This window comes from Pseudoduganella sp. (assembly GCF_041914865.1).
In the GTDB taxonomy this organism is placed as follows: domain Bacteria; phylum Pseudomonadota; class Gammaproteobacteria; order Burkholderiales; family Burkholderiaceae_D; genus Rugamonas.
Window position 1 is genome coordinate 43,641 of record NZ_JAYSCO010000011.1, and the last position, 21,499, is coordinate 65,139.

Here is a 21,499-nt window from a genome sequence, read left to right on the forward strand (position 1 = left end):
TATTGTAGCTTCGGTTTGCGCAATCCTATAGACCACCCGCCAGGGCGGGCCTAAGATCATTCCATGCCTACCGAACCCGATCAGCTCCGCACATGGCTGGCCGCAGCCGGCCAGCAGGACGCCGCCGCCTTCCGCGCCTTGTATAACGCGGCGGCGCCGAAACTGTTCGGCTTTGCCTTGCGTATATTGCGTAAGCGCGAATTGGCCGAGGAAGCGCTGCAGGAGGGTTTCGTGTCGATCTGGCACGCGGCCCCCGACTACCAGGCCGGCCTGGCGGCGCCGCTGACGTGGATGGCGGCCATCGTGCGCAACAAGGCGCTGGATATCCTGCGCCGCACGGACAATACGATGGAACTCGATGACACGTTGCTGCGCGACGATGCCAGCACACCCGCCGAGGCGAGCGAAATGAGCAGCGATGCGCGCGCCCTGGCCGCCTGCATGGCGCGCCTGGAAGGGCTGCACCGGCAGGCGATCGGGCTGGCCTTCTTCCACGACCTGTCGCATAGCGAAGTGGCGCAGCGCATGTCGCTCCCCGTCGGCACCGTGAAAACCTGGATACGGCGCGGCCTGGAACGGCTGCGCCTTTGCCTGGCCAAGGGAGGCATGCCATGAATATCCGCGGCAACGAAGCCCTGCGCGACAGGCTGGCGGCGGAATACGTCACCGGCACCTTGCGCGGCGGCGCGCGGCGCCGTTTCGAGGCCTGGATGTATAGCGATGCTGCTTTGCGCACCCTGGTGCGCGAATGGGAGGGGCGCCTGCTGCCCATGCATGAATTCGTGCGCGCGCAGGAGCCCTCGCCACATATCTGGCGCAATATCGAAACGCGCCTGCACCTGAAGCCGGAACGCAGCCGCTGGCATTTCTGGCGCGGTTTCGGCCTCGGCATGGCGTCGGCGGCGGTGGCGGCGGCGCTGGTGGCGACGATCGGCTTGCAGCAAGTGCGCGGACCGTCCTACGACCTGGTGGCCACGCTGACGGACCAGCAGGCGCAGCCTGCGCTGCTGGTCAAGGCCGATACCCGCAAGCGCGTGCTGCAGGTGCATACCGTTGGCGCGGCTGCGGTGCCGGAGGGACGCTCGCTCCAGCTGTGGGCTATCCCGAAGGCCGGCTCGCCGCGTTCACTGGGCGTGCTCGGGGCCGACGGGCGCGGCACGTTTGCGCTGGCGGCGGGCGGCGTGGGCGGCGACGTGGTGCTGCTGGCGATCTCCCTGGAGCCACTCGGCGGTTCGCCCGATCCGAACGGCCCCACCGGGCCGGTGCTGTACAAGGGCCCGTGGCTCAAGGCCATGTGATCACGCTGCGGCGCGCTGGATAGTCCACGCCAGCGCCAGCAGCGCGATGCCGGCCGATCCGCCTTTCACCACAACTTGCCGGTAGGCCCATGTGCTGCGCATGGCATAAGCCAGCGGCACGAAGGCTGCAACAATCGCCAGCTGCCCCGCTTCCACGCCTAGATTGAATGCCGCCAGGGCGAGCGCCTCGGCTCCTTGCGGCAGGCCGAGGTCGCCCAGTACGCCGGCAAAGCCAAAGCCGTGCAGCAGGCCGAAGGCGAAGGCTGCCAGCCAGCGTTTGCCTTCCACCACCGGGCGCAGGTTGTTGAGCGCGGCGCATGCGACGGAGGCGGCGATGGCCGTTTCGACCCAGCGCGCGGGCAGGCTGGCGATGTGCAGCGCTGCCAGCGCAAGCGTAATGGAGTGGGCCAGCGTGAACGCGGTGACGATTTGCAGCACGTTGCCGGTGGCCCTGCGCCAGCCCGCAGCCAGGGCGGCCGGCAGCAGCAGGCAAAGCAGGAACAGGATGTGGTCATAGCCGGTCCAGATGTGCCATACGCCGTGGCGCGTGTAGTCGGCCGCCTGGCGCCAGGCGCTGGCCGCTGCCGCCTCCGCCTCGGCCTCGGCCTCGAAGCGTGTACTAGCGCCGCCCAGGACCACGCTGCGCGTGCTGCCGTTGGCGCTGATGCTGGCCAGGCCGCGATGCTGCGCGTCGATATCTGCGAACAGGCGGTAATCGAGGATGAAGGCGGTGCCGGCCGCGCATGCGCCTTGCAGCAGCAGGACAGCATAGGCGCCATCCGAATGGCTTTCCACCTGGTGGCCGGTGGCGCGCAGCCGGCAGCCCGGCGCCAGGCGCAGGCGGGCCAGCGCGTAGTCGGCGATATCGGCGTGGCGCACGCGCACCTCGTCCCAGGTCAGCCGCAGGTCGCCGTCTGCGTCCAACCCGAGCGCCAGGTCGAGGTCGCGCAGGGCGATGTCCCAGCGGCCGTCCAGCGCCAGCTGCGCGGGGCCAGCGGCCAGCCGCAGGGTCAGGTAGCTGTCGCTCGGCTTGTGGGCGCTGGCGGTGCCGGCGGCCAGCATCAGGCATAAGGCTGCGAGGAAGCGGGTGATCATGCCGGGCCTCCTTCCAGCGCGCGCACCAGGGCGTCGATGGCGCGGTCTTCCATGCCATGCTGGCGGCGCCACGCCAGCGCTTCACGCACGGCGGCGGGAGCGCGCGCCGCCACCGCCGACTCGAGGAGGATGCGCAAGTCGGCCGTCTCCTTCTGCACTTGCCAGTTAGCCAGCGCCAGCTTGAGGGCGGCTTGCGGATTGCGGCGCAGGCGCAGTTCGAAGCGCGCCTGCTCGCGCTGGTGGGTGGCATCGCCGCGCCGCAGCGCGGCGTCGAAGCGCGCCTGCAATTCAGCCACAGACGAGGAGGCTGGTGCGCTGGCCAGCGCAAAGCGCAGCAGCAGGCTGTCGATATGGCGCTGCCCGCGCAGCAGCAGTTGCACCTCGGCGTGACGGCGCTGTTCAAGCAGCAGGTCGGCGTAGGCGCCGAGCAGGTAGCTGTCGTGCGGCGCCAGGGCGAGCGCCTGCCTGAAGCGCGCTTCGGCCGCTGCGGCATCGCCGCGCCGCGCGGCCAGTTCGCCAAGCAGCGTCATGGCCCAGACGCGCACGCCCTCCCCGCCCACCTGCTGCACATCCGGGGTGGCGCGGGCCAGCGCCAGCGCCAGCAGGCGCTCGCTGGCGGCGAGCTGCCCGTTCGCGGCACGGGCGTTGGCCAGGCAGGCGATGCCCGCCAGCTCGCTGGCCAGCCCCGACAAGCGCCCGCAGCTGCGCACGGCCGCGCTGAACTCGCCTTGCACAACCTGTATCGTGGCCAGCGTCAGCCAGGCCTGCGCATTGGCCGGCTCGGCGGCGGTCACCGCCGCCAGATCGTGCATGGCTTCCCGGAAGCGATGGTTCGATTGCAGCAAGGTCGCGCGCAGCAATCGGATCGGCGGCGGCGGGGCGGCGCCACTCCACCAGGGCGACAGCAGCGCCTGCGCCTGGCCGAAATAGCGCGGATCGCTGCTGGCCCGTCCCAGCTCGATATAGCGTTGCGCCAGCGCGGCGACATGTTGCGGGTCGCGCGGTGCGGCAGCCAGCTGCGCGCGCTGGCGGTACAGTGCGGCGTCGGCGCGCTGCGGCAGGGTTTCCAGCACCTGCGCCCCGGAACGCGGGACGAAAGGCGCCGCCGGTGCGCAAGGCGGCGCCAGCGCAGCCAGGGCGAGCGTGAAAGATGCAAGCGCTTTCATGGCAGCCCTCACTCAATGGCAATCGGCTCGCCGCTGTCCGGCATTGCCGGCAGCACAGCGCCCGTGTCAGCCGGTTCGGCGGAGTCCGGGGCATCGCGCACCAGGGTCACCAGCGCCGCGGTAAATGCGTCGCCGGGCATTGCAGGTGGCGGTGGCGGCGTCGCTTCGGCGCCGGCAGAACCAGCGCCGCTGCCGCCGCAGGCAGCCAGCAGCAAAGCCGCCAGCACAGGGCATAGGCATTTCATGGCGGTCCCTCCTACTGCTGCGGCGAGCCGGCAATCGGCGTCCGCAGATACGGGAAGCTGGCGTTGAAGTAGCTGTCGTCCACAAACGCGCCATCGGTAAAGCGGATCGCCCCCGCCGGCGCATCGCCAGGCGCGCAACCGATATTCAGCGTGCACAGCTTGCCCATCACCACGCGCAGGGCGATATCGACCACGTCGTCGCCCGGCCGCCGCCCATTCGGGAAGCCGGCATTATCGCCATCGATCACGCCCAGCCGCTTCTGCGCGCCCTTGGCCACCGGCGCAATCGCCGTGTTCAGGCGCAGCATTTCGGCGGGCTTCACGCGCGCCGGCTGGTTCAGCCCCGGCACCCCGGTCAGGAAGGCCGTCACCAGGTCCTTGCGTGGGAAATTGGTCGGCGCCTTCGCCCCCGCGCTGCCGAACAGCACTTCCACCAGCGCCGGCAAGGTCGGGTTGGTCACGTAATCGGCGAACTGCGCGTCCTGCAGCGGCTTGCTGTGATTGAAGCGGTCCTTGTCCTTCAGCCCGATCACCACCTCGTTCACCAGCGGCATGCCAAGGCGCGACACCTGTGTCCACGCCCCACCCTCGCGCGAGCCGCCGTTCGGACTGAGCAGGCGGCCCTGGCGCAGGCTGGCCGTGGTCCAGCCGCCGATCACCGGCTCGTTGCCGGAAACCAGGCAGGACGTTGCCACCTCCAGCACGATCGAGGTCACGTTCTTGTCGTACAGGTCGTCGCGCGCGTTCTTCTCGGCATTGGCCAGGAACTCCACCGCCGGCGCCTTGATGTTAATCAGGTCGAAGGTTTCGCCCAGGTTGACCACGAACGGATCCTTGCGCTGCCCGACGAACATACGCCCCGGCACCGTGCAGCCGGGAATCGCCACCGGCACCACATGCTTGCCCGCATACGCTGCATAGTCGGGAATCGACTTGTTGCCGATATTGTCGATCGGCTTGTCAAAGACATTGGCGCCGCTGCCCGCGTGGCGCAGCGCCTGCCGCACGCCGCGCCGGTCGCCGCGCACCAGGTCCACGGTAAAGGTCTCGCGCACGTTCAGCCCGGCCGGGTTCACGTCGCTGATCGGCCCGCCGTTGATCACGAGCGGGATCGGCACCTTCTTGCCGCCCACCGTGAATGCGCCGTTCTTGATGGTGTTGGTGAAGCGGAACTGGAACGTCAGGTCTTCCCGCGCATCGCCATTGTTATCGATGTGGATCTCATACAGCGCATCCGGGTCCATCATGAAGTAGTTCGGCCCGCCGTACGCATCCTGCAGCGGCGAGTAGTTGGCGACCAGGGTCACGAACTGCTCGCGCCCGGTTTCGTAGCTGCGGAACATGTAGAAATCGGTCGCATCGACCTTGGGTTCGCGCGTGATGAACGGCGCTTCGCGGTGGCTGGATGCCAGCGCCGCCGGTGCCAGGGCCGACAGCAATGCGAGCTGGATAGCGGTGTGCTTGATGGTTGCCATGGTGTCCTCCCGTGTGGTTGGTTGCCATGGCATATACACGCCGCTTACGCGGGCGGATTCACCCGCCTCATTTATATTTGTATAGCGGCCGAGTGATTTCGATAGGCCGGATATCAAGCCGGATGTTGAGCACCGAGTAGGCCTCGCCCACGGTGGACACATAGCCCACGCTATCCGGCGTCTTGGTGAAGCGGAACTCGAAGCCGACCTCGGTACCGCTGGCGCGTGGATTGCCGCTGGCAATGCCGATCGCCTCTTCCTGGTTGCTGTCGATCAGGCGCTCCATCAAATCAACCACCGCGCTATTGCCCAGCACATCATTGCTGAACACGGCGCCGCGCCCCAGGGTGCGGGTGGGGTCGATGCGCCCGGCCGCCTTGTCGGTGGCCGGCGTGAACATGTGGCTGGCGATACTGAACTTGTCGCCACGGTCCAGGTAGCTGATCACCGCATTGCGCACGCCAAAGTGTGGGTTCGCCTTGTCCCACTCGGCGCGCGACAGGTCGATCAGCAGCGCGCCCTTGTAGCCGATGATTTCCACCTCGCGCTGGGCGTTGACCACCATCGCGCTGTCCTCGTCGATGCCAAGGCCGATCTGGTAGCCCTTGGCCAGCATGGCCGGGATCATGCGCGCAAAGCGGCCGCGCACCAGCAGGTGCTGGTCGACGAACACATCGTCGCCGATAAAGCCCAGGCCCGGCCCCAGCTCGCGGCCATCCGCAATGCCGGTCTGCAGCATGGCCAGCACCGCTTTCGGATTGGCGAACATGGTGCTGCTCATGATGGCTGCACCGGCCGAAGTGCCGGCGATCACGCCGCCACGGCGGTAGACGTCCCACACCGCTTCCAGCACGGCAGTCTGCGAACCGTCCTCGCGTACCAGCGCCTTGGTGATGCGGCCCTGGTCGCCGCCGGCAAAATAAACGCCGTCCGCCTCGCGGATTTTCTTCGCCAGCGCCGCATCGTCCGCATTCTTCTTGTAATCGCTGCCCGTCAGCCGCACCGCCACCGGCACCAGGAAGGCATCCGCCCCCCATTTGCGCAGGTAGCCGATGATGATCTGGGCCGAACGTTCCGGATTGCCGGCCGCCGAAGGGAAGACCGCGATGCGCGCGCCCTTGCCGCCGGCCAGTTTCACCACCCGCTGCCAGACGTCCGCATTATCGCCGCGCAGGCCGCCGCCGATGATGACCAGGGAGCCCTGGTGCGCCGCCACAGGCGAAGGCGCGATCGCCGCCGAGCCGCCGCTGAGCGTGGCGCTGGCGCCCGCCACGATGCGCACCGGCGCGGCCGGGTCGGGCACCGGCGCTGGCGGCTGCGGCGCGGACGGGGTGGAGGAAGCGGGCCCTGCAGGCGGCGCCTTGGCCGGGGCTTCCGGCGGCGGCGTGGTGCTGGTACGGCCGCTGGCGGCAGGGACGGGGTTCTTGGGCGGCGCTTCCTTCGCGTGCGAAGTCAGGCCGCAGGCGGCTAGCAGGGCCAGGCCCAATCGGGCCAGGCCGGCGCGGGAGTACAGCTTCACGATGACCTCCTCTTCGACTTGCTCACTGGCAGCGCTGGTAGACATCTGGGTAATACCTCTCCATCAGTGTAGCCGGGCGCGACGGTGGCGTAAAACCGAATTGTGCATACAGTCCGTGCGCATCCGCCGTGGCCAGCGTGAAACGGCGCAAGCCCTGCAGATCCGGGTGAGCGAGCACTGACTTCACCAGTGCCTTGCTGTAACCCCTGCCGCGGTACGCCGGCAGCACGAATACGTCTACCATATTAGCGAAGGTTGACCGGTCTGTGACAACGCGGGCAAAAGCCACCTGATTTCCATCAAGGTAGCCGCCAAAGCACAGCGAGTGCGCGATTGCGCGTTCGACAATTGCACGCGGGATGCCGCGCGCCCAGGCCGACTCTTCCGACAGGAAGCGGTGCACCAGGCCGACATCCAGGCGGGCCGGGTCGCAGCTGACCTCAAAGCCGTCCATCAGCGCGACTTCAGGTAGCGCTCCGGCAGCGGCGCTTTCTCGCCTTCCGGTTGCCACAGCAGTTGCGAGATCCACCAGCGCTGGCCGTCGTTCACCAGCTGGATCGAATTGATGCCGCGCACGAACGGTTTCTCGCCCGGCGCCCGGCGCGCCTCATAGGTGGTGAAAACGTGGGCGATCTGGCCGAAATGCTCGCTGGTGCGCGCCAGCTCGGACTCGTAGAAACCCTCCTTGGCAAACACCGGCGTGGTGCGCGCGATGTAATCCTCGATGCTCAGCACGCGGGTATTCAGCACGCCCTCCTTGTTCGGGCTGTGCACCACCATGCGGCCGTCGGGCCGGAACAGGGAACGCAGGCGGTCCCAGTCGCGCACCTTGCCCGCCGGGCCGGAAATCGTGTCGTACAGGGCAGCCACAATGCTGTCCACAGAGGCCACGTCGGCCGGGCGCGCACCCTGCGCCAAAGCACTGCCGGCGGCCAGCGCCAGCAGTAGCAAACTTGCTAACTTCTTCATCCATTCTCCTACTTGTTTATAATCTTCCGACTCTCACCGGAAAACCTACTATGACAGATCAATTCTCCAAGAAGGCGGAAGCCTGGTCCGCACGCTTCTCCGAACCCGTTTCCGACCTCGTGAAACGTTACACCGCCTCCGTGTTTTTTGACAAGCGCATGGCCAAGGCCGACATCCAGGGCTCCCTGGCACACGCCGACATGCTGGCCGCGCAAGGCATTATCGCCGCCAGCGACCTGGCCGCGATCCAGAAAGGCATGGCCCAGATCAGCGGCGAAATCGACGCCGGCCAGTTCGAATGGCAGCTGGACCTGGAAGACGTGCACCTGAATATTGAAAAGCGCCTGACCGAGCTGGTAGGCGACGCCGGCAAGCGCCTGCACACCGGCCGCTCGCGCAACGACCAGGTGGCAACCGACATCCGCCTCTACGTGCGATCCGCCATCGACGACATCACCGGCCTGCTGCTGCAGCTGCGCGGCGCCCTGGTCGACCTGGCCGAGAAGAATGCCGACGTGATCCTGCCCGGCTTCACCCACATGCAAGTGGCGCAGCCGATCACCTTCGGCCACCACATGCTGGCCTACGTGGAAATGTTCGGCCGCGACGTCGAGCGCATGCAGGACTGCCGCAAGCGCGTGAACCGCCTGCCGCTGGGCGCCGCCGCCCTGGCCGGCACCACCTTCCCGATCGACCGCCTGCGCGTGGCGCAGTCGCTGGGCTTCGACGACGTGTGCCACAACTCGCTGGACGCCGTCTCCGACCGCGACTTCGCCATTGAATTTACCGCCGCCGCCTCGCTGCTGATGATGCACGTGTCGCGCATGTCGGAAGAACTGATCATCTGGATGAGCCCACGCGTCGGCTTCATCGACATCGCCGACCGCTTCTGCACCGGCTCCTCGATCATGCCGCAGAAGAAGAACCCGGACGTGCCGGAACTGGCGCGCGGCAAGACCGGCCGCGTCTACGGCCACCTGATGGGCCTGCTGACCCTGATGAAAGGCCAGCCGCTGGCCTACAACAAGGACAACCAGGAAGACAAAGAACCGCTGTTCGACACCGTCGACACCGTGGTCGACACCCTGCGCATTTTCGCCGACATGGCCGGCGGCATCACCGTCAAGCCGGAAGCCATGCGTTCGGCCGCCCTGCAAGGCTACGCCACCGCCACCGACCTGGCCGACTACCTGGTCAAGAAAGGCCTGCCATTCCGCGACGCGCACGAAGCCGTGGCGCACGCCGTGCGCGCCTGCGACGACCTGAAGATCGACCTGTCCGAGATGTCGCTGGAACAGCTGCGCGCCTTCTCGCCGCTGGTGGGCGAAGACGTCTTCGCCGTGCTGACGCTGGAAGGCTCGGTCGCCGCGCGCGACCACGTGGGCGGCACCGCACCGAACCAGGTGCGCGCAGCGATTGCCCGCGTGCGCCAGCAGCTGGCCGGCTGACGCCTCTCTACCCTGATCGCCCGCGCTGGATGCCACACTCCAGCGCGGCGCCCCTCTTTCCTTCGTTAGGCTAGCATGCGCCACCGCCCGGCACCGGGCACTCACGAAGGAAACCTCTTGCAGTCGCATCTACCCCGCCAGCGCGCCGCCTGGCATGCCGTACTCCTTGGCACATTCATGGCGCTCACCCTGGTGTTTGCCGTTGGCTACGCAGCCCTGGAGTGGGCCGATACCCGGCAGGACAAGTCCTATTACGGCATGACCATCATCTTCGGCGGACTGTTCGCCGGCCTTGGCGCCCTGTTCGTCGGCCCGCTCTCAGGTTTCAGCTTCCTCCGCACACGCCGCAGGTTTTGGCAGGAATGGGGGATCATGATCGGCATGCTGACAATCAGCGGCATTATCCCGGGCTACATATTCTTCCTCGCCACACCGTTCCTCTGACGCTGCATGAACCACAACCGTAGACCCTTATGGCGCGCCGCCCTGACCGGCTTCGCGATTGCCGTTGCCGAGGCCATTTCATCCACGGCCGTCGCCCTTTCGCTGGATTCTTTCGGCCGCGTCCCATCCGGCTACGCCGGCGCGGCGGTTGGACAGGCAATGGGCATGCTTTTCATGATTGCCTTAGCCATGGCGGCCTGTGTTGGCTTGATCGTCGGCGCCACCCTGTTGCGGCGCAAGCGCGGCGTGCTTGTCGAATGGAGCTTGATACTGGGCTGCCTGGCGTTCTTCGTCGTGCTGCCGATATACGTCTTCATAATCAGCCTGGAGAACGTCAACGCGCTGTAATGCGTACTGGCGGGGGAATGGGATGTGGTCACAGACCCTGCCAGATTCGTCGTGAAGATAGATCAGCCATTACGGTAGCTCATTCTTCAATCTGGAAATTCTTCCTTCAGCGTATGTGATCATCTCATCAGCCTCCTTCTTCAGAAATTCCACATAGCGCTGATCATTCGGTCCTGAATATGACGCGAGCAGCGACGCCTCGCCTTGCTCCTTTCTGAACTCCCAATTTTCCTTTGCGTAGGGGATCGGATCGTCATCAAGCTCCCGTTTTAGCTTGCTGAATCTTTGAAGCACATCCTCCGCTTCGGACAGATCACGTCGAATCAACTTTTCCCTATGTGATTTGGATGCGATCGGCATGCCTTTAATCTTGCCGGGCCACTTTTCGTGTGATGGACCACAGTTGCATGCGATCAGGTCAAACGTTCCGTCAGGGTTGCGAATCACCCAGAGTTCGCTTGGGCGTTCATCGACCGGCTTGGGGAGATCCAAGGTTACGGATTGCTTCACTCTCCTTGGACTTCCGTCAGGGCCATTCGGTTGCGAAGTAAGCCAGAGTTCTAGTTGCAGTTCGACCTTGATACCCGGCTGCCATTTTTCAGGAACTGTATAGCAGCACATAAGACCGCCGGCGCCAAACGAGTTGATCGTCTCGCCGCCGGCGCGGTTCTCACCGTCTTTGGGATCGACGATCCTGTAGGTGATCTCATCCTCTGTGTAATTAACGGCATGGACTGGAACGCCAACTGGTTCCGACTGACACGCTGAGATCAATACGCAGCCGCCAAGTACCGCGTATTTCAAAATGCGTTCGAGCTTCATTCCTCAATTCCGTCTTGAGCGCGAAGGTGGGACATTCTTCGCTTCGCATTCCATGCCAAGCTCCGGGCCGTCATGCTCCTGAAAAATGCGCAGCTCATCTGATGAGGACAGGGCGCGTCGATGCGACGCAACGTCGAACGAAGCTCTGCCATCAATGGGTTTCCTTCCGCAATGCCGCAATCTTCTTGTCCGTGCTCGCCACAATTTCATCTGTCTCTGCTTTCAAGAATGCGATGTACTGCTTGTCAGAGGGGCCGGTATACTTCGATATATCTTCCCTGCGGTGTCTAGAATCAGTTTCCCATTGCTGCTTCGCGTACCGAACAGGGTCTTTGGTTAACTCATCCTGTGCTTCCTTAAAAGTCCGCAAGGTATCCTCAAGCAACGCCAAGTCACGCCGAATCAACTTCCGGCGATATGATTCCGATGCGATTGGCATGCCCTTGATCTTTCCCGGCCACTTTTCGTGCGATGGGCCACAATTGCATGCGACCAGATCAAACGCTCCATCAGGATTGCGAATTACCCAAAGCTCGTTCGGTTCATCATCGACAGGCTTGGGGAGGTCCAAGATTACGGTTTGCTTCTCTCTCCTTGGACTTCCGTCAGGGCCATTCTGTTGAGACGTTAGCCAGAGCTCAACTTGCAGTTCGACCTTGATACCCGGCTGCCACTTCCCTGGAACTGAGTAACAGCACATAAGACCGCCAGCGCCAAACGAGTTGATCGTCTCGCCACCGGCACGGTTCTCATCGTCTTTGGGATCGACAATCCTGTAGGTGATCTCGTCCTCTGTGTAATTAACGGCATGTACTGGAACGCCAACTGGCTCCGACTGACACGCTGAGATCAACACGCAGCCGCCAAGTGCCGCGTATTTCAAAATGCGTTTGAGCTTCATTCTTCAATCCCGTCTCAGGCGCGATCGTGGACACCTGGCATTCCCCCGATTCGACGGACACGTCACTTAGGCGCATTTAGAAATGCGGCTGTAATTACTGCCGGATTTTCGGGCCGCTCCCTGCGCTAGCGCCATAACTAAATTCAGCCTTTAGAGTGTGCGTGGAGCACGCCGCTAGCGGCATGGCAGATAATATTGGGGATTATGTCAGCCAAAAATTACCGAGTGCGCGCGTACTCAATGGCATCGAGATCCCATTGCTTCTTCTGAGCTCGTTTTGCACGTGCAACCCGTAGCTTTCTGGCGTTCTCCTCTGCGACCGAATTTCGGATGATCGAGTCTTCTTCATTCCCGAAGTAAACTTTGCGGAACTTTGCCATTCCGGTGCCATTCGCGAGGAACTCGTTAAGACCATCTTTCGCTAGTCCAGCCATAGAGTCATGTACCCATTGGTCGAAGAACTCAACGAGCTCCATGGCCTGTGGCTCTTCACTCAAACTCTGCAGAACACTCACGATGTCACGCTCCGGCGCATCCTCATCAACCAGATATGCATAGTTATTATCTGCAAGCCACTTAAACCAAGCATCAACTTTCGCGCCCATTTGCTGCGCGACTTGATCGGCACTTCCGTCTTCGGCATCGTCATAAAGTGCACTTCCGCGCACTGCAACTTTATGGATGATGAGATCTGCTGGAAATTGAGGATCAGGATGTGAAGCAAGCAAAGTGCTCCGATAAGGCTGGGGAAGCGGGTGGTCGCACCAGCTGGTGCCTTGCATTACCTTATCCATCATCTTCACTGCACGAGCCAATATCGCAATGAAATGCTGCTGTGTATCGCGGAGATATTCGCGCTCAGCTGACGCTGCTTTGAAAAAATTTCGAGAGTAGTAATAGCTCGCGTTCGGATTCGACCCCTTGATCTTCCGCGCTTGATATCGATACGTAAAGTAGTGCGCCATGTGTTGGCGCATCATATCTTCAACGGGAGCCTCTTTAACTCTGGCATGGCTCATATACGTTTGGAATGCGTTCACAGCCGCTTGAGTGGGCACTAATGCTTCCCGGGCACCTTGCTTCATCTCGTGAAGCATGTAAAAGGGAACACCAGCTGCCAGTGCCGCACAGTACATCTCGAATCCCGCAATGCGCGCCAACGCATCGGTTTTTCCTTGAGCTCGACGCGAGTACCCTCCCCCCACATCAGAATGGGCACCTGGATAAACGTACTCTCTTACATTCGGAGGATATATACCCTCCACTCGAACAGAATCCAAGGGAAATGTTGAGCGGACCTCATGCGCCGCTACAATATGCAAGCAACTCTGAACGTGCTTGTGTACCTGCATATTGTTATCTGCCCATGATTGATGCCCATCAGCTTTTAATATTCCCGACGTGTAGGCATTCGCAATCCCGACAGAAGCAACCGTATCAAAAATCCCTAGAAAATTAATGATCAGAGGAATGCCTGCCAGATAGTGCGTACCTCCTTTTTCCTCGCAAATTTCGAACAGCCAATTCACAAATGCACGAGATTCCGCAGCCCCCCGCGAGAAACCAAAGACCGAGACGCTAATGCACTCGAGTTCTGGGATACTCGCGCGGCGCTTCTTTATCCTCTCACTTAACCGTGCAGTCCAAATTCTGAATGCATTATTTCGCATGAATGCCGTTGAGCCTATACCGCCCAAATTATTGGCAATATTCCTTTGCCGCTCATTGCTTATTAACTCGTCCCGCGAGACGTAATCACTCACAAAATTGAGTAATTCGAGCATCGCCCAAAATATTCGTGGCTCGCCATTCCAGGACATTGCAGTGCCCATTTTTCCGCCATCGTCATCGATCTCTTTAAACGGAGTTCCAACGCCAGGAATATATGCTGCATAGTACTTATCTGTCCCAGTGTCTTGTGCATCAGGGAATGCATGGAATAGTCTGACTACATTACTATGCTGATGCTTTGACGGATATTGCTCAACAGATTTGAAATCTCTCTGCATATTGTTGCCAGTTCCATCGAAAAAGAAGCCAGCAAATATTTGACCAGAACAACTAAGAGCCGATTTCCCGACGCGCTTTGCGCATAATGCTTTTGCGCGCAACATCAACTCTCGAGCATTAAGCGGGCGGGAGTTTGATCGGCTTTGAAAGAGTTCTGGATTCTTGGCGGATTGAAATTTAGCACTCATGCCGCTCTCCTGTTTGACTCTCCCACTTTAAATATTCATCCATAGTTGAATCGGCCTTCCAGGGCAATCGAGACAAGTCATCCATTGGGTAAAGCGGATGTTCCGGTGAGCAGCTTGAAACCACCACCTTCACTTTATGGTCGTTATAAAAATGCACGTGAAAATCACCAACTGGATTACCATATCGCGGGATTTCAACTTCTACTGACTGTTCGGGCAAAGGTTTCTCACCTGCTTCGAGACCATATTCCCAGGATATTCTGGCTCGCATCCCGGGACGCCATTGGGCGGGAAGCAAAACACAGCAAGTACGTTTCCCACCACCACCTTCCGGCTCCACATTGGGTCCCATGGCACCATTCACGAAAAATACGTGGATGTACCGATCTTTCGTGTGATTAAAACCCTTTATCGTCGCGGTTACAGTGCGTTCGCCGCACGATGCCAACAAGGACAAGAATGCAATTCCTAGCATGGAAGCAAAAAAACGCTTCATCCTCGAAAAGCCGATATTCGTATCAAAAAAATGCATACTCAGATCAATCCTTCTGTCACCAGCGCCATCCCCAAACCACCATCTTCCCATGCTTTCGCCTTTAAAAACCTAGCCACTCCCTCATCATGTATCGATCTCCCCTCTGATAGGAATGCCGCGACAGAAAACGATACAACATCAGCCCAATTGCTTACTTCGTACTTCCTCGCAATTTCACAACTCAGCGCAATATACGCGTAGCGCTCCGAGTTAAGCATCCCCGTCGGCAAAATGTCTGACATTGAGGTTGATATCATCGACATCACGTTGTCAGGCTCAGCCGCAGCAAGCAAAGCCCCCAGTTGTGCTTGATCTAAATTTATTCTCGTCGGTGCGCCATTAAGTGGTTTTGGAACCACCAGTGGGGTGAGGCACCCACCCCGATCAAGGATCAGCCATTCCGCCACTGATCCCGCAATTGCTGACCATTGTTGAGGCGTGAGTACTCGGGGCAGTTCAGAAAGCGTGCGCGTGTCGGCGAGACGGAGCAACATCCGCTGCTGATCTACAACCGTAATCCAGTGGAGGGGCTCCCACTCAGTGCATAGCTCATCCAGCGGAACTCGGCTGGCGAGGAAACTGATCATGGGCCGGTCGTGACAATGGCGCAGCAAATTGGTCAAAGTTGACTGGCCATTGTGCGGGTCAATTGGCATTAGCATTGGAGCCGCTTTAGACAGGCCTTCATAAGGCGCGCCACCATAGCAATTTAACGAATGTCGCCAGTACGGCGCATCTTCCGCCTTGGGGTAATCAAAGGCTGAGTCAATTAATGCCGCCCAATACAGGCCTTTCTGCGCTCGCGCACGTTCCGTTAAACGCAACAGTGCTTTGGGTACATTTGCAGGATCCTGCCCGAATACTTCCACATTCTTTGTCATTTAGACCACCGCTACAGGCGAACCTGACCTTAATGCTTTGATGAGGCATTCAACGCACACCGGCGCGCTGGAAGGCAGTTCTGGGAACCTGTACTCAGCTCTCTCAGGTCCTACGAGCGACTTCTTGCCCGCCTTGATCTCAATCTTGCCCGGGCACTGCACGGTGATATTGCCGCCGTCGATGGTGATGTTGGCGCCGCCGGCGGTGGAGAGGCTGATCTTCTTGGCAGAGGCCCAGTCGATGTGGGCGTTGGAGCTCTTTACGTTGATCACGTCGCGCGCCTGCACCGTCAGCTCGCCGGCTTGCGCCTGCACGTCGATCGGATCGCGGGCGGCGATGAACTGCATTCCCAAATCCTTCTCACCCGGTTTGACGGCGCCACCCAGCATGCCGATCGACTGCTGCGTGTGGATGCGAAGTTGCGCGCCGGTGGCGAGTTGCGCGTCGGCGCCGGACATCGCGATGGCGGTCTCGCCTGCGGCCACTTGCAGGTCGCGCGCGGCCGTCATTGCCAGGCCGTCTTTGGCGCTGATGGCGATGACTGGGTCGGCGCTATGCGGCAGATTGCCCGAGCCGGGACTTGTCGTGCGTTCGCCGGAATCGGCTTGCGCGGCGTCCAGGCTGGCGCCGCCGACCATGCCGGAAACGGCCGTCAGCAGCGATTGCAGCGGCGCCTCTTTCTCATCGAGTACGCTGGCCTTGGGCTTGTGCGCTCCCATATGCGATGCCAGCCCGATGGTGCCGTGCTTGACTGCGGCATCGCTGAAGGTTTCGCCCAGCTTGACCGCTTGCTTGAGCATGGCGATGCCGGCGGCGTTGTCGCCGGCAGGTTCGCGTTGGGCGGCACTGTGCGCGACCTTGTAGCTGGTGACCAGCAGGCCAGCGCCGGCACGCACGGCGCCGTAGGCATCGGTGCGCAGTTCGGCGCCCTGTCCGCGCAGGCTGCCGCGATAGTTGTCGGCGCTGTGCAGCAGATGTCCCAGGTTCAGTTCCGTGGCGGACTGCGTGGTGCGCAACTGCACACGGCCCTGGTTGTCTGTGTCGTCGAACAGCAGCTGGTTATAGCCGCTGCCGTTGAACTCTTTGCTGCGCAGGCCCCACATGGCGGAACCATTGCGGTGCGCGGCGCTGCTGGCGCCCGCGCCGTGCCAGACCGGGGCGTGGCCGCCAGCCAGGTTGCCTTGCGCCGATGGCGCGTGGTCGTGCGCCTGGGCGTAATGGTCGTCCGCCTGCTGGGCAGTCGCGCCGCCCGGGGTGGGCGCGGTGCCGCTTTCGCCCTGGCCGTTGTACAGTGCGCCGACGACGATGGGACGGTCGATGTCGTTTTCAATGAACTGCACCAGCACTTCCTGGCCGATGCGGGGCAGGAACTGGCTGCCCATGCCGCCGCCGGCCAGGCGCTGGGCAACGCGCACCCAGCAGGTGGCGGCGCCCTCCCCTTGCCAGTGGAAGCGGATACGGACGCGGCCCAGCCGGTCGCAGCAGATCTCTCCAGCGGAGCCGGGACGGTCATTGCCGTCGGCATCGACGACGATGGCGCTCTGGCTGCCATGTGCGGTCGGCTTGGCATGCTGGCGGCCATCGCTGCTTTCCAGCATGGGCCGCCATGGAATAGTGGCGGGTAGCGCCTGGCAGCTGTTGGCATAGCCAGTGCCGCTGGCTTGCTTGAGCAAGGCAGGCAAGTCGGAGACTGCGCCGGCGAGAGGAACGGCCAATTGTTCGAGCAACTCGGGCACGGGGCCGAACAGTTCTGCAAGGCCTTGCCGCGCAGCGGCGGGAAGATTGTTGAGGCCTGCGCTGCAGACGCGCGTGAGCACGAACTCGCTGCCGCCATCTGGCAGCTCCAGCGGAGCGTTGGTCAGTTTTATGCGGGTGCCGGCGCGCAGCGTGCGCACGGTGCTGCGTAACTCCCAAGGCTGGCTGGCTGCTTCGCGCGCTTGCATCTGCAAGGTGGCGTAGCGTAGCGCGTCATCGCTGTCGGTAAAAGCGTATTGGCCAGGATAGTCGAAGCTTTCCGGCAGTTGGGCGTGGCGGCCAAAGTCGCTAATGCAGGTGGGCACGGTGCTGCCGACCAGGCTCTTGGCCTTGTAGTCGTAACTGTAGACGCTGACGCTGCCCGGCAGCATGCGCCGCTCGCGGCGCAGGGACTGCACTGCGTCCGCCTGTTCCACCGCGCGCGCGGCGTGGTAGCGCAGGCCGGCGCCGGCCTTGCTGCTGGCATCTTCCGGGGTGGCGCTTTGTTCGCGGCTGTCGGCAAACAGCATCAGGGTCTGGCTTTCGGCGCCGTCTTCCAGGCGCCAGGTGATACCTTCCTCCGTCAGCAGGCGGCGCACGAAATCGTAGTCCGATTCGCGGTATTGGCAGCAATAGCTGCGCGGCGGGATTTCGGCCAGGACGGCGCGCGCGTCTTCGCTCCACTGCCATTGCGCATAGGGAGCGTGGGCTTCGAACACCGCGTCCACGATGTCGGCAATCGATTTGTCCTGCCATACACGGCTGTTGCGCACTTGCGTCAGCAGCCAAAGCCAGGACGAGATGCGCAGGCGGTAGCGGGCAAAGCCGCCCTCGCTGCCCAGCATACCGGCCTGGCTGATGTAGCCGTGGAAGGCGGTGCGGCTGCCGTCGGCCAGGCTGGCAAGGAAGGTGGCCGGATGGCCCAGCAAGCCGCGCGGATTGATAGCGGCACTGGTCGACAAGGCAATCACTTCGCGCGCGGCCTGCTCCTGCATGCCGTCGCTGGCCAGGAAGGCTTCGACCAGCAGGCCGCTGTCCTTTGTGTCGTCTGCCTTGGGCAAGCGCAGTTCATAGAGCCGGCTGGCGCTTGTGAACTGCGCCAGGGCAGCATATACCTGTTGTTGAAGGGCTTCCCTCATGAAAGTTTCTTTTGCACAACAATTATCAAATCGGCATACAATAGCAGAGATACGAAAACTGCGGCGTACGTGATTCGGCCTCGGAAGGCTGATATCCTTGCAACAACTAATCCAATAATCAGGAGATGCAATGCAGGGCTTACTCAAGCTGTCGCATTGGCTCGACCGCATAGGTTATCGTTGCGGTCAGCTGGCCAATGTGATGATTCTCGCCTCATGTTTTATCAGCGCCAGCAACGCCATGATCCGCTATGGCTTTGACTGGAGCTCCAACGCCCTTCTGGAAATGCAGTGGTACCTGTTCGGGGCCGCCGTCATGCTGGGCGCCAGCTACACTTTCCAGCGCAACGAGCATGTGCGCGTGGACCTGGTGTACGGCCACGTCTCCGAACGCAAGCAGCTGTGGATCGACGTGTTCGGCATCGTCTTCTTCCTGTTCCCGGCCTGCATCCTGTTCGCCTGGCTGTCGTGGGAGTCGCTGTTCCTGCCGTCGTGGGCCATCATGGAGCAGTCGAGCAATGCCGGCGGCCTGCCGCGCTGGCCGGTCAAGTTCATCGTGCCGCTCGGCTTTGCCCTGCTCACGCTGCAAGGCCTGTCTGAACTGATCAAGCGCATCGCCCACCTGGCCGGACGCGCCCACCTGGACAGCAAATACGAAAGGCCGGTGCAATGATTCCTTTGGAGATGATGCCGCCGCTGATGTTCGGCGGCCTGGTGGTGTTCATGCTGGTCGGCTTCCCGGTCGCGTTCTCGCTGCTGGCGGTGGGCCTGTTCTTCGCGCTGATCGCGATTGCGGAAGGCTTCTTCGGTGTGCCGTTCCTGCAGGCGGTGCCGCAGCGGATTTTCGGCAGCGTGCTGGCCAACGACCTGCTGCTGGCGATACCGTTCTTTACCTTCATGGGCGCGGTGCTGGAGAAGTGCCGGCTGGCGGAGGATATGCTGGACTCCATGGGCCGCCTGTTCGGCGGCGTGCGCGGGGGCCTGGGCTATTCGGTGATCATCGTCGGCTTTATCCTGGGCGCCATCACCGGCACGGTGGCGGCGCAGGTGATCGCCATGGCCATGATCTCGCTGCCGGTGATGATGCGCTACGGTTACCACATGCGCTACGCCACCGGGGTGCTGGCCGCTTCCGGCACCATCACCCAGCTGGTGCCGCCTTCGCTGGTGCTGGTGGTGCTGGCCGACCAGCTGAAAACCCAGACGGCGGCGGCCGACGTGGGGAGCATGTACCTGGGCGCCTGGGGGCCGTCCGTGATCCAGATTGCGCTGTTCGCGCTGTACACCTTCATCCTGTCGCGCCTGAAGCCTGAGTGGCTGCCGGCGGCGCCGACCCATGAGCAAGGCCCGCGCGGCTGGGCGCTGTGGAAGCAGTGCCTGCAGGGCATCATCCCGGCGGCGGTGCTGATCTTCATGGTGCTGGGCACCATGATGCTGGGCGTGGCCACGCCGACCGAATCGGGCGCCATGGGCGCGCTGGGCGCGGTGATCCTGGCGGTGATCCGCCATCCGGAGTTCAGCGGGCGCGATAAGCTGGTGTTCCGCGCCGGCATGGTGGCGCTGGCCCTGGCCGCCGTGATCGGCACCTTCTACTTCAAGGGCCAGTCCGGCATCGATGCCGCCGCCAAGCCGTATGTGCAGGCTTCGCTCGGCGTGCTGTATTTGGCCGTGGCCTGGATGCTGGTGCGCGCCAGCCGCATCCAGCCGCTGCGCGAGCTGATCGTGCAGAGCTACCAGTCCACCATGCGCCTGACGGCCATGGTGGTGTTCATCCTGATCGGCTCCACCTGCTTCTCGGTGGTGTTCCAGGGCGTGGACGGCGGCCTGTGGGTGGAGCACCTTTTCAACGGCATCCCGGGCGGCTGGATCGGATTCCTGCTGGTGGTGAACCTGTTCGTGTTCTTCCTGGCCTTCTTCCTCGATTTCTTCGAGATCGCCTTCATCGTGGTGCCGATGCTGGCGCCGGTGGCGCAGAAGATCCTGGCGCCGGAGCTGGAGCCGATGATGGGCAGCCCGGAAGCGGCGGCTTCGGCGGCGCTGGTGTGGTTCGGCGTGATGCTGTGCGTGAATATGCAGACCTCCTTCATGCATCCGCCGTTCGGCTTTGCCCTGTTCTACCTGCGCGGCGTGGCGCCCAAGGAGGTGAAGTCTTCCGACATCTACTGGGGCGCGCTGCCATGGGTCGGCCTGCAGATGCTGATGGTGCTGCTGGTGGCGGCGCTGCCGCAGACGGTGACCTACTTCCTGGACCGGGGCGTGGGCGGCAAGGTGGAGTCGGGCGACCTGCAGATCGAGCAGCCGGCCATACCGGACGCGCTGCCGGCGCAAAAGCAGGACGACCAGCAGGAGCCGGAGCTTAACTTCTCGCAGCCGGAAGAGGAGAAGAAGTGAGCGCTGCCGTCGGCGCCGGCTATTCCGGGACGCCGCTGGCGAAAAAACTGGGAATAGCCGCCGGCACGCGCGTGCTGGCGCGCCATGCGCCGGACAATTACAGCGCGCTGCTGGCCCCTGTGCCGGATGGCGTGCAGTTCGCGGCGCGGCTTTCGGCCGCAGTCGATGTGCTGCATATCTTCGCCGAGCGGCGCGCGGTGCTGGCGCAGGAATTGCAGGCCGCGCGCGAGGGCATGCGGCCGGATGCGGCGCTCTGGGTATCGTGGCCGAAGAAAGCCGCCAAAGTGCCCACCGATATCACCGAGGACACCATCCGCGAGCTTGCCCTGCCGCTGGGACTGGTCGATGTGAAGGTATGCGCCGTGGACCAGGTCTGGTCCGGCCTTAAGCTGGTGCTGCGCAAAGAGCTGCGTTAGTCCAGCGGGCCGCAGGCGGCCTTGGTGTAATCGCTTTCCAGCTTGTCGATCGATTTCTGGGTTTCGGCCATGGCGTCATGGTTGCCGGCGCGGCGGTTGTCGTTGCGCTGGCCGTACAGCTCTTCGCGCCGGGTGCGCAGCTTGTCGCAGTCGGCTTTGGCGGGCGGCTTGTTGGCAGCCGCCGATTTGAGGTCGGCTTCCTCCTCCTTGGCGCGCTGCTCGCGCTGGGCGCGGTTGCGCGCGGCCAGCTGCTCCATGCGCTCGCGGTCTTCCTGCGCGCGCGCCTGCGCCGCCTTCACCTGGGCGGCGGTCGGCGGCGGCGGCACGTCGAGCGCTTCGCCGCCTTTGGCGCAGGCCATGGACTGGTAGGTGACCTTGCCGTCCACGGTGCATTTGTACAGGCTTTGCGCGCCCGCCTGCGCTGCGGCGGCCAGCCACAAGGCTGCGATCAACGGCGCTGTCTTCATTTTGCAA

Annotated in this window: 22 protein-coding genes; 8 read left to right on the forward strand and 14 right to left on the reverse strand. The window is 62.6% G+C overall.

Annotated features, from left to right (window positions below):
- The first annotated feature begins 63 nt into the window (after window positions 1–63).
- Entirely contained in the window at window positions 64–615 is a 552-nt protein-coding gene (locus ACE3TQ_RS07755) for a sigma-70 family RNA polymerase sigma factor (RefSeq protein ID WP_374581451.1), read from the forward strand.
- Window positions 612–1,298 carry an anti-sigma factor domain-containing protein gene (locus ACE3TQ_RS07760; protein ID WP_374581453.1) on the forward strand — a complete coding sequence of 229 codons (687 nt, stop codon included), beginning with the start codon at window positions 612–614 and terminating at the stop codon, window positions 1,296–1,298. The genes ACE3TQ_RS07755 and ACE3TQ_RS07760 overlap by 4 nt, the downstream gene beginning before the upstream one ends.
- On the opposite strand, the gene ACE3TQ_RS07765 is transcribed toward ACE3TQ_RS07760, so the two are convergent.
- The 7 genes from ACE3TQ_RS07765 to ACE3TQ_RS07795 all read right to left on the reverse strand — a co-directional run bounded on the left by ACE3TQ_RS07765 (window position 1,299) and on the right by ACE3TQ_RS07795 (window position 7,767).
- Window positions 1,299–2,393 carry a HupE/UreJ family protein gene (locus ACE3TQ_RS07765; protein ID WP_374581454.1) on the reverse strand — a complete coding sequence of 365 codons (1,095 nt, stop codon included), beginning with the start codon at window positions 2,391–2,393 and terminating at the stop codon, window positions 1,299–1,301.
- Window positions 2,390–3,559, reverse strand: a complete 1,170-nt coding sequence (locus tag ACE3TQ_RS07770) for a hypothetical protein (protein ID WP_374581455.1) — start codon at window positions 3,557–3,559, stop codon at window positions 2,390–2,392. Before ACE3TQ_RS07770 ends, ACE3TQ_RS07765 begins: the two co-directional genes overlap by 4 nt.
- 8 nt (window positions 3,560–3,567) lie before the next feature.
- Complete coding sequence (locus ACE3TQ_RS07775) at window positions 3,568–3,804, reverse strand: hypothetical protein (RefSeq protein ID WP_374581456.1); 237 nt, start codon at window positions 3,802–3,804, stop codon at window positions 3,568–3,570.
- A gap of 11 nt (window positions 3,805–3,815) precedes the next feature.
- Window positions 3,816–5,279: a DUF4331 domain-containing protein gene (locus ACE3TQ_RS07780; RefSeq protein WP_374581457.1), complete on the reverse strand. Its 1,464-nt coding sequence runs from the start codon at window positions 5,277–5,279 to the stop codon at window positions 3,816–3,818.
- 67 nt (window positions 5,280–5,346) lie between these two features.
- Complete coding sequence (locus tag ACE3TQ_RS07785; RefSeq protein WP_374581458.1) at window positions 5,347–6,843, reverse strand: cyanophycinase; 1,497 nt, start codon at window positions 6,841–6,843, stop codon at window positions 5,347–5,349.
- Entirely contained in the window at window positions 6,821–7,252 is a 432-nt protein-coding gene (locus ACE3TQ_RS07790; RefSeq protein WP_374581460.1) for a GNAT family N-acetyltransferase, read from the reverse strand. The genes ACE3TQ_RS07785 and ACE3TQ_RS07790 overlap by 23 nt, the downstream gene beginning before the upstream one ends.
- Window positions 7,252–7,767 carry a hypothetical protein gene (locus tag ACE3TQ_RS07795; RefSeq protein ID WP_374581461.1) on the reverse strand — a complete coding sequence of 172 codons (516 nt, stop codon included), beginning with the start codon at window positions 7,765–7,767 and terminating at the stop codon, window positions 7,252–7,254. Before ACE3TQ_RS07795 ends, ACE3TQ_RS07790 begins: the two co-directional genes overlap by 1 nt.
- Before the next feature lie 50 nt (window positions 7,768–7,817).
- Here ACE3TQ_RS07795 and argH point away from each other — a divergent pair, with 50 nt between their 5' ends.
- From argH to ACE3TQ_RS07810, 3 genes are all read left to right on the forward strand, one after another.
- Window positions 7,818–9,215 (forward strand): argininosuccinate lyase, encoded by a 1,398-nt coding sequence (argH, locus tag ACE3TQ_RS07800; RefSeq protein WP_374581463.1) that lies wholly within the window; start codon window positions 7,818–7,820, stop codon window positions 9,213–9,215.
- A 177-nt stretch (window positions 9,216–9,392) separates the two neighbouring features.
- Window positions 9,393–9,659 (forward strand): hypothetical protein, encoded by a 267-nt coding sequence (locus ACE3TQ_RS07805; protein WP_374581466.1) that lies wholly within the window; start codon window positions 9,393–9,395, stop codon window positions 9,657–9,659.
- A 6-nt stretch (window positions 9,660–9,665) separates the two neighbouring features.
- Complete coding sequence (locus ACE3TQ_RS07810; RefSeq protein WP_374581468.1) at window positions 9,666–10,007, forward strand: hypothetical protein; 342 nt, start codon at window positions 9,666–9,668, stop codon at window positions 10,005–10,007.
- 69 nt (window positions 10,008–10,076) lie between these two features.
- Here ACE3TQ_RS07810 and ACE3TQ_RS07815 read toward each other — a convergent pair whose 3' ends face one another.
- The 6 genes from ACE3TQ_RS07815 to ACE3TQ_RS07840 all read right to left on the reverse strand — a co-directional run bounded on the left by ACE3TQ_RS07815 (window position 10,077) and on the right by ACE3TQ_RS07840 (window position 18,218).
- Window positions 10,077–10,829: a DUF3304 domain-containing protein gene (locus tag ACE3TQ_RS07815; RefSeq protein ID WP_374581470.1), complete on the reverse strand. Its 753-nt coding sequence runs from the start codon at window positions 10,827–10,829 to the stop codon at window positions 10,077–10,079.
- Window positions 10,830–10,980: 151 nt separating this feature from the next.
- Entirely contained in the window at window positions 10,981–11,730 is a 750-nt protein-coding gene (locus tag ACE3TQ_RS07820) for a DUF3304 domain-containing protein (protein WP_374581472.1), read from the reverse strand.
- 218 nt (window positions 11,731–11,948) lie between these two features.
- Entirely contained in the window at window positions 11,949–13,928 is a 1,980-nt protein-coding gene (locus ACE3TQ_RS07825) for a DUF2235 domain-containing protein (RefSeq protein ID WP_374581474.1), read from the reverse strand.
- Entirely contained in the window at window positions 13,918–14,514 is a 597-nt protein-coding gene (locus ACE3TQ_RS07830) for a DUF3304 domain-containing protein (RefSeq protein WP_374581476.1), read from the reverse strand. Before ACE3TQ_RS07830 ends, ACE3TQ_RS07825 begins: the two co-directional genes overlap by 11 nt.
- Window positions 14,463–15,344 carry a DUF4123 domain-containing protein gene (locus ACE3TQ_RS07835; protein ID WP_374581477.1) on the reverse strand — a complete coding sequence of 294 codons (882 nt, stop codon included), beginning with the start codon at window positions 15,342–15,344 and terminating at the stop codon, window positions 14,463–14,465. Before ACE3TQ_RS07835 ends, ACE3TQ_RS07830 begins: the two co-directional genes overlap by 52 nt.
- On the reverse strand, window positions 15,345–18,218 hold the full coding sequence (locus ACE3TQ_RS07840) for a type VI secretion system Vgr family protein (protein ID WP_374581478.1): 2,874 nt from the start codon (window positions 18,216–18,218) through the stop codon (window positions 15,345–15,347).
- Window positions 18,219–18,348: 130 nt separating this feature from the next.
- Between ACE3TQ_RS07840 and ACE3TQ_RS07845 the strand changes: the two genes are divergently transcribed.
- Genes ACE3TQ_RS07845 through ACE3TQ_RS07855 form a run of 3 tightly spaced genes read left to right on the forward strand, consistent with a single transcriptional unit; the run spans window position 18,349 to window position 21,025 of the window.
- Window positions 18,349–18,891 carry a TRAP transporter small permease subunit gene (locus tag ACE3TQ_RS07845; protein WP_374581479.1) on the forward strand — a complete coding sequence of 181 codons (543 nt, stop codon included), beginning with the start codon at window positions 18,349–18,351 and terminating at the stop codon, window positions 18,889–18,891.
- Window positions 18,888–20,609 carry a TRAP transporter large permease subunit gene (locus ACE3TQ_RS07850; protein ID WP_374581480.1) on the forward strand — a complete coding sequence of 574 codons (1,722 nt, stop codon included), beginning with the start codon at window positions 18,888–18,890 and terminating at the stop codon, window positions 20,607–20,609. The genes ACE3TQ_RS07845 and ACE3TQ_RS07850 overlap by 4 nt, the downstream gene beginning before the upstream one ends.
- On the forward strand, window positions 20,606–21,025 hold the full coding sequence (locus ACE3TQ_RS07855; protein ID WP_374581481.1) for a DUF3052 domain-containing protein: 420 nt from the start codon (window positions 20,606–20,608) through the stop codon (window positions 21,023–21,025). The genes ACE3TQ_RS07850 and ACE3TQ_RS07855 overlap by 4 nt, the downstream gene beginning before the upstream one ends.
- Here ACE3TQ_RS07855 and ACE3TQ_RS07860 read toward each other — a convergent pair.
- Window positions 21,022–21,492 carry a DUF4124 domain-containing protein gene (locus ACE3TQ_RS07860; protein WP_374581482.1) on the reverse strand — a complete coding sequence of 157 codons (471 nt, stop codon included), beginning with the start codon at window positions 21,490–21,492 and terminating at the stop codon, window positions 21,022–21,024. The genes ACE3TQ_RS07855 and ACE3TQ_RS07860 overlap by 4 nt on opposite strands.
- Window positions 21,493–21,499: the final 7 nt, after the last annotated feature.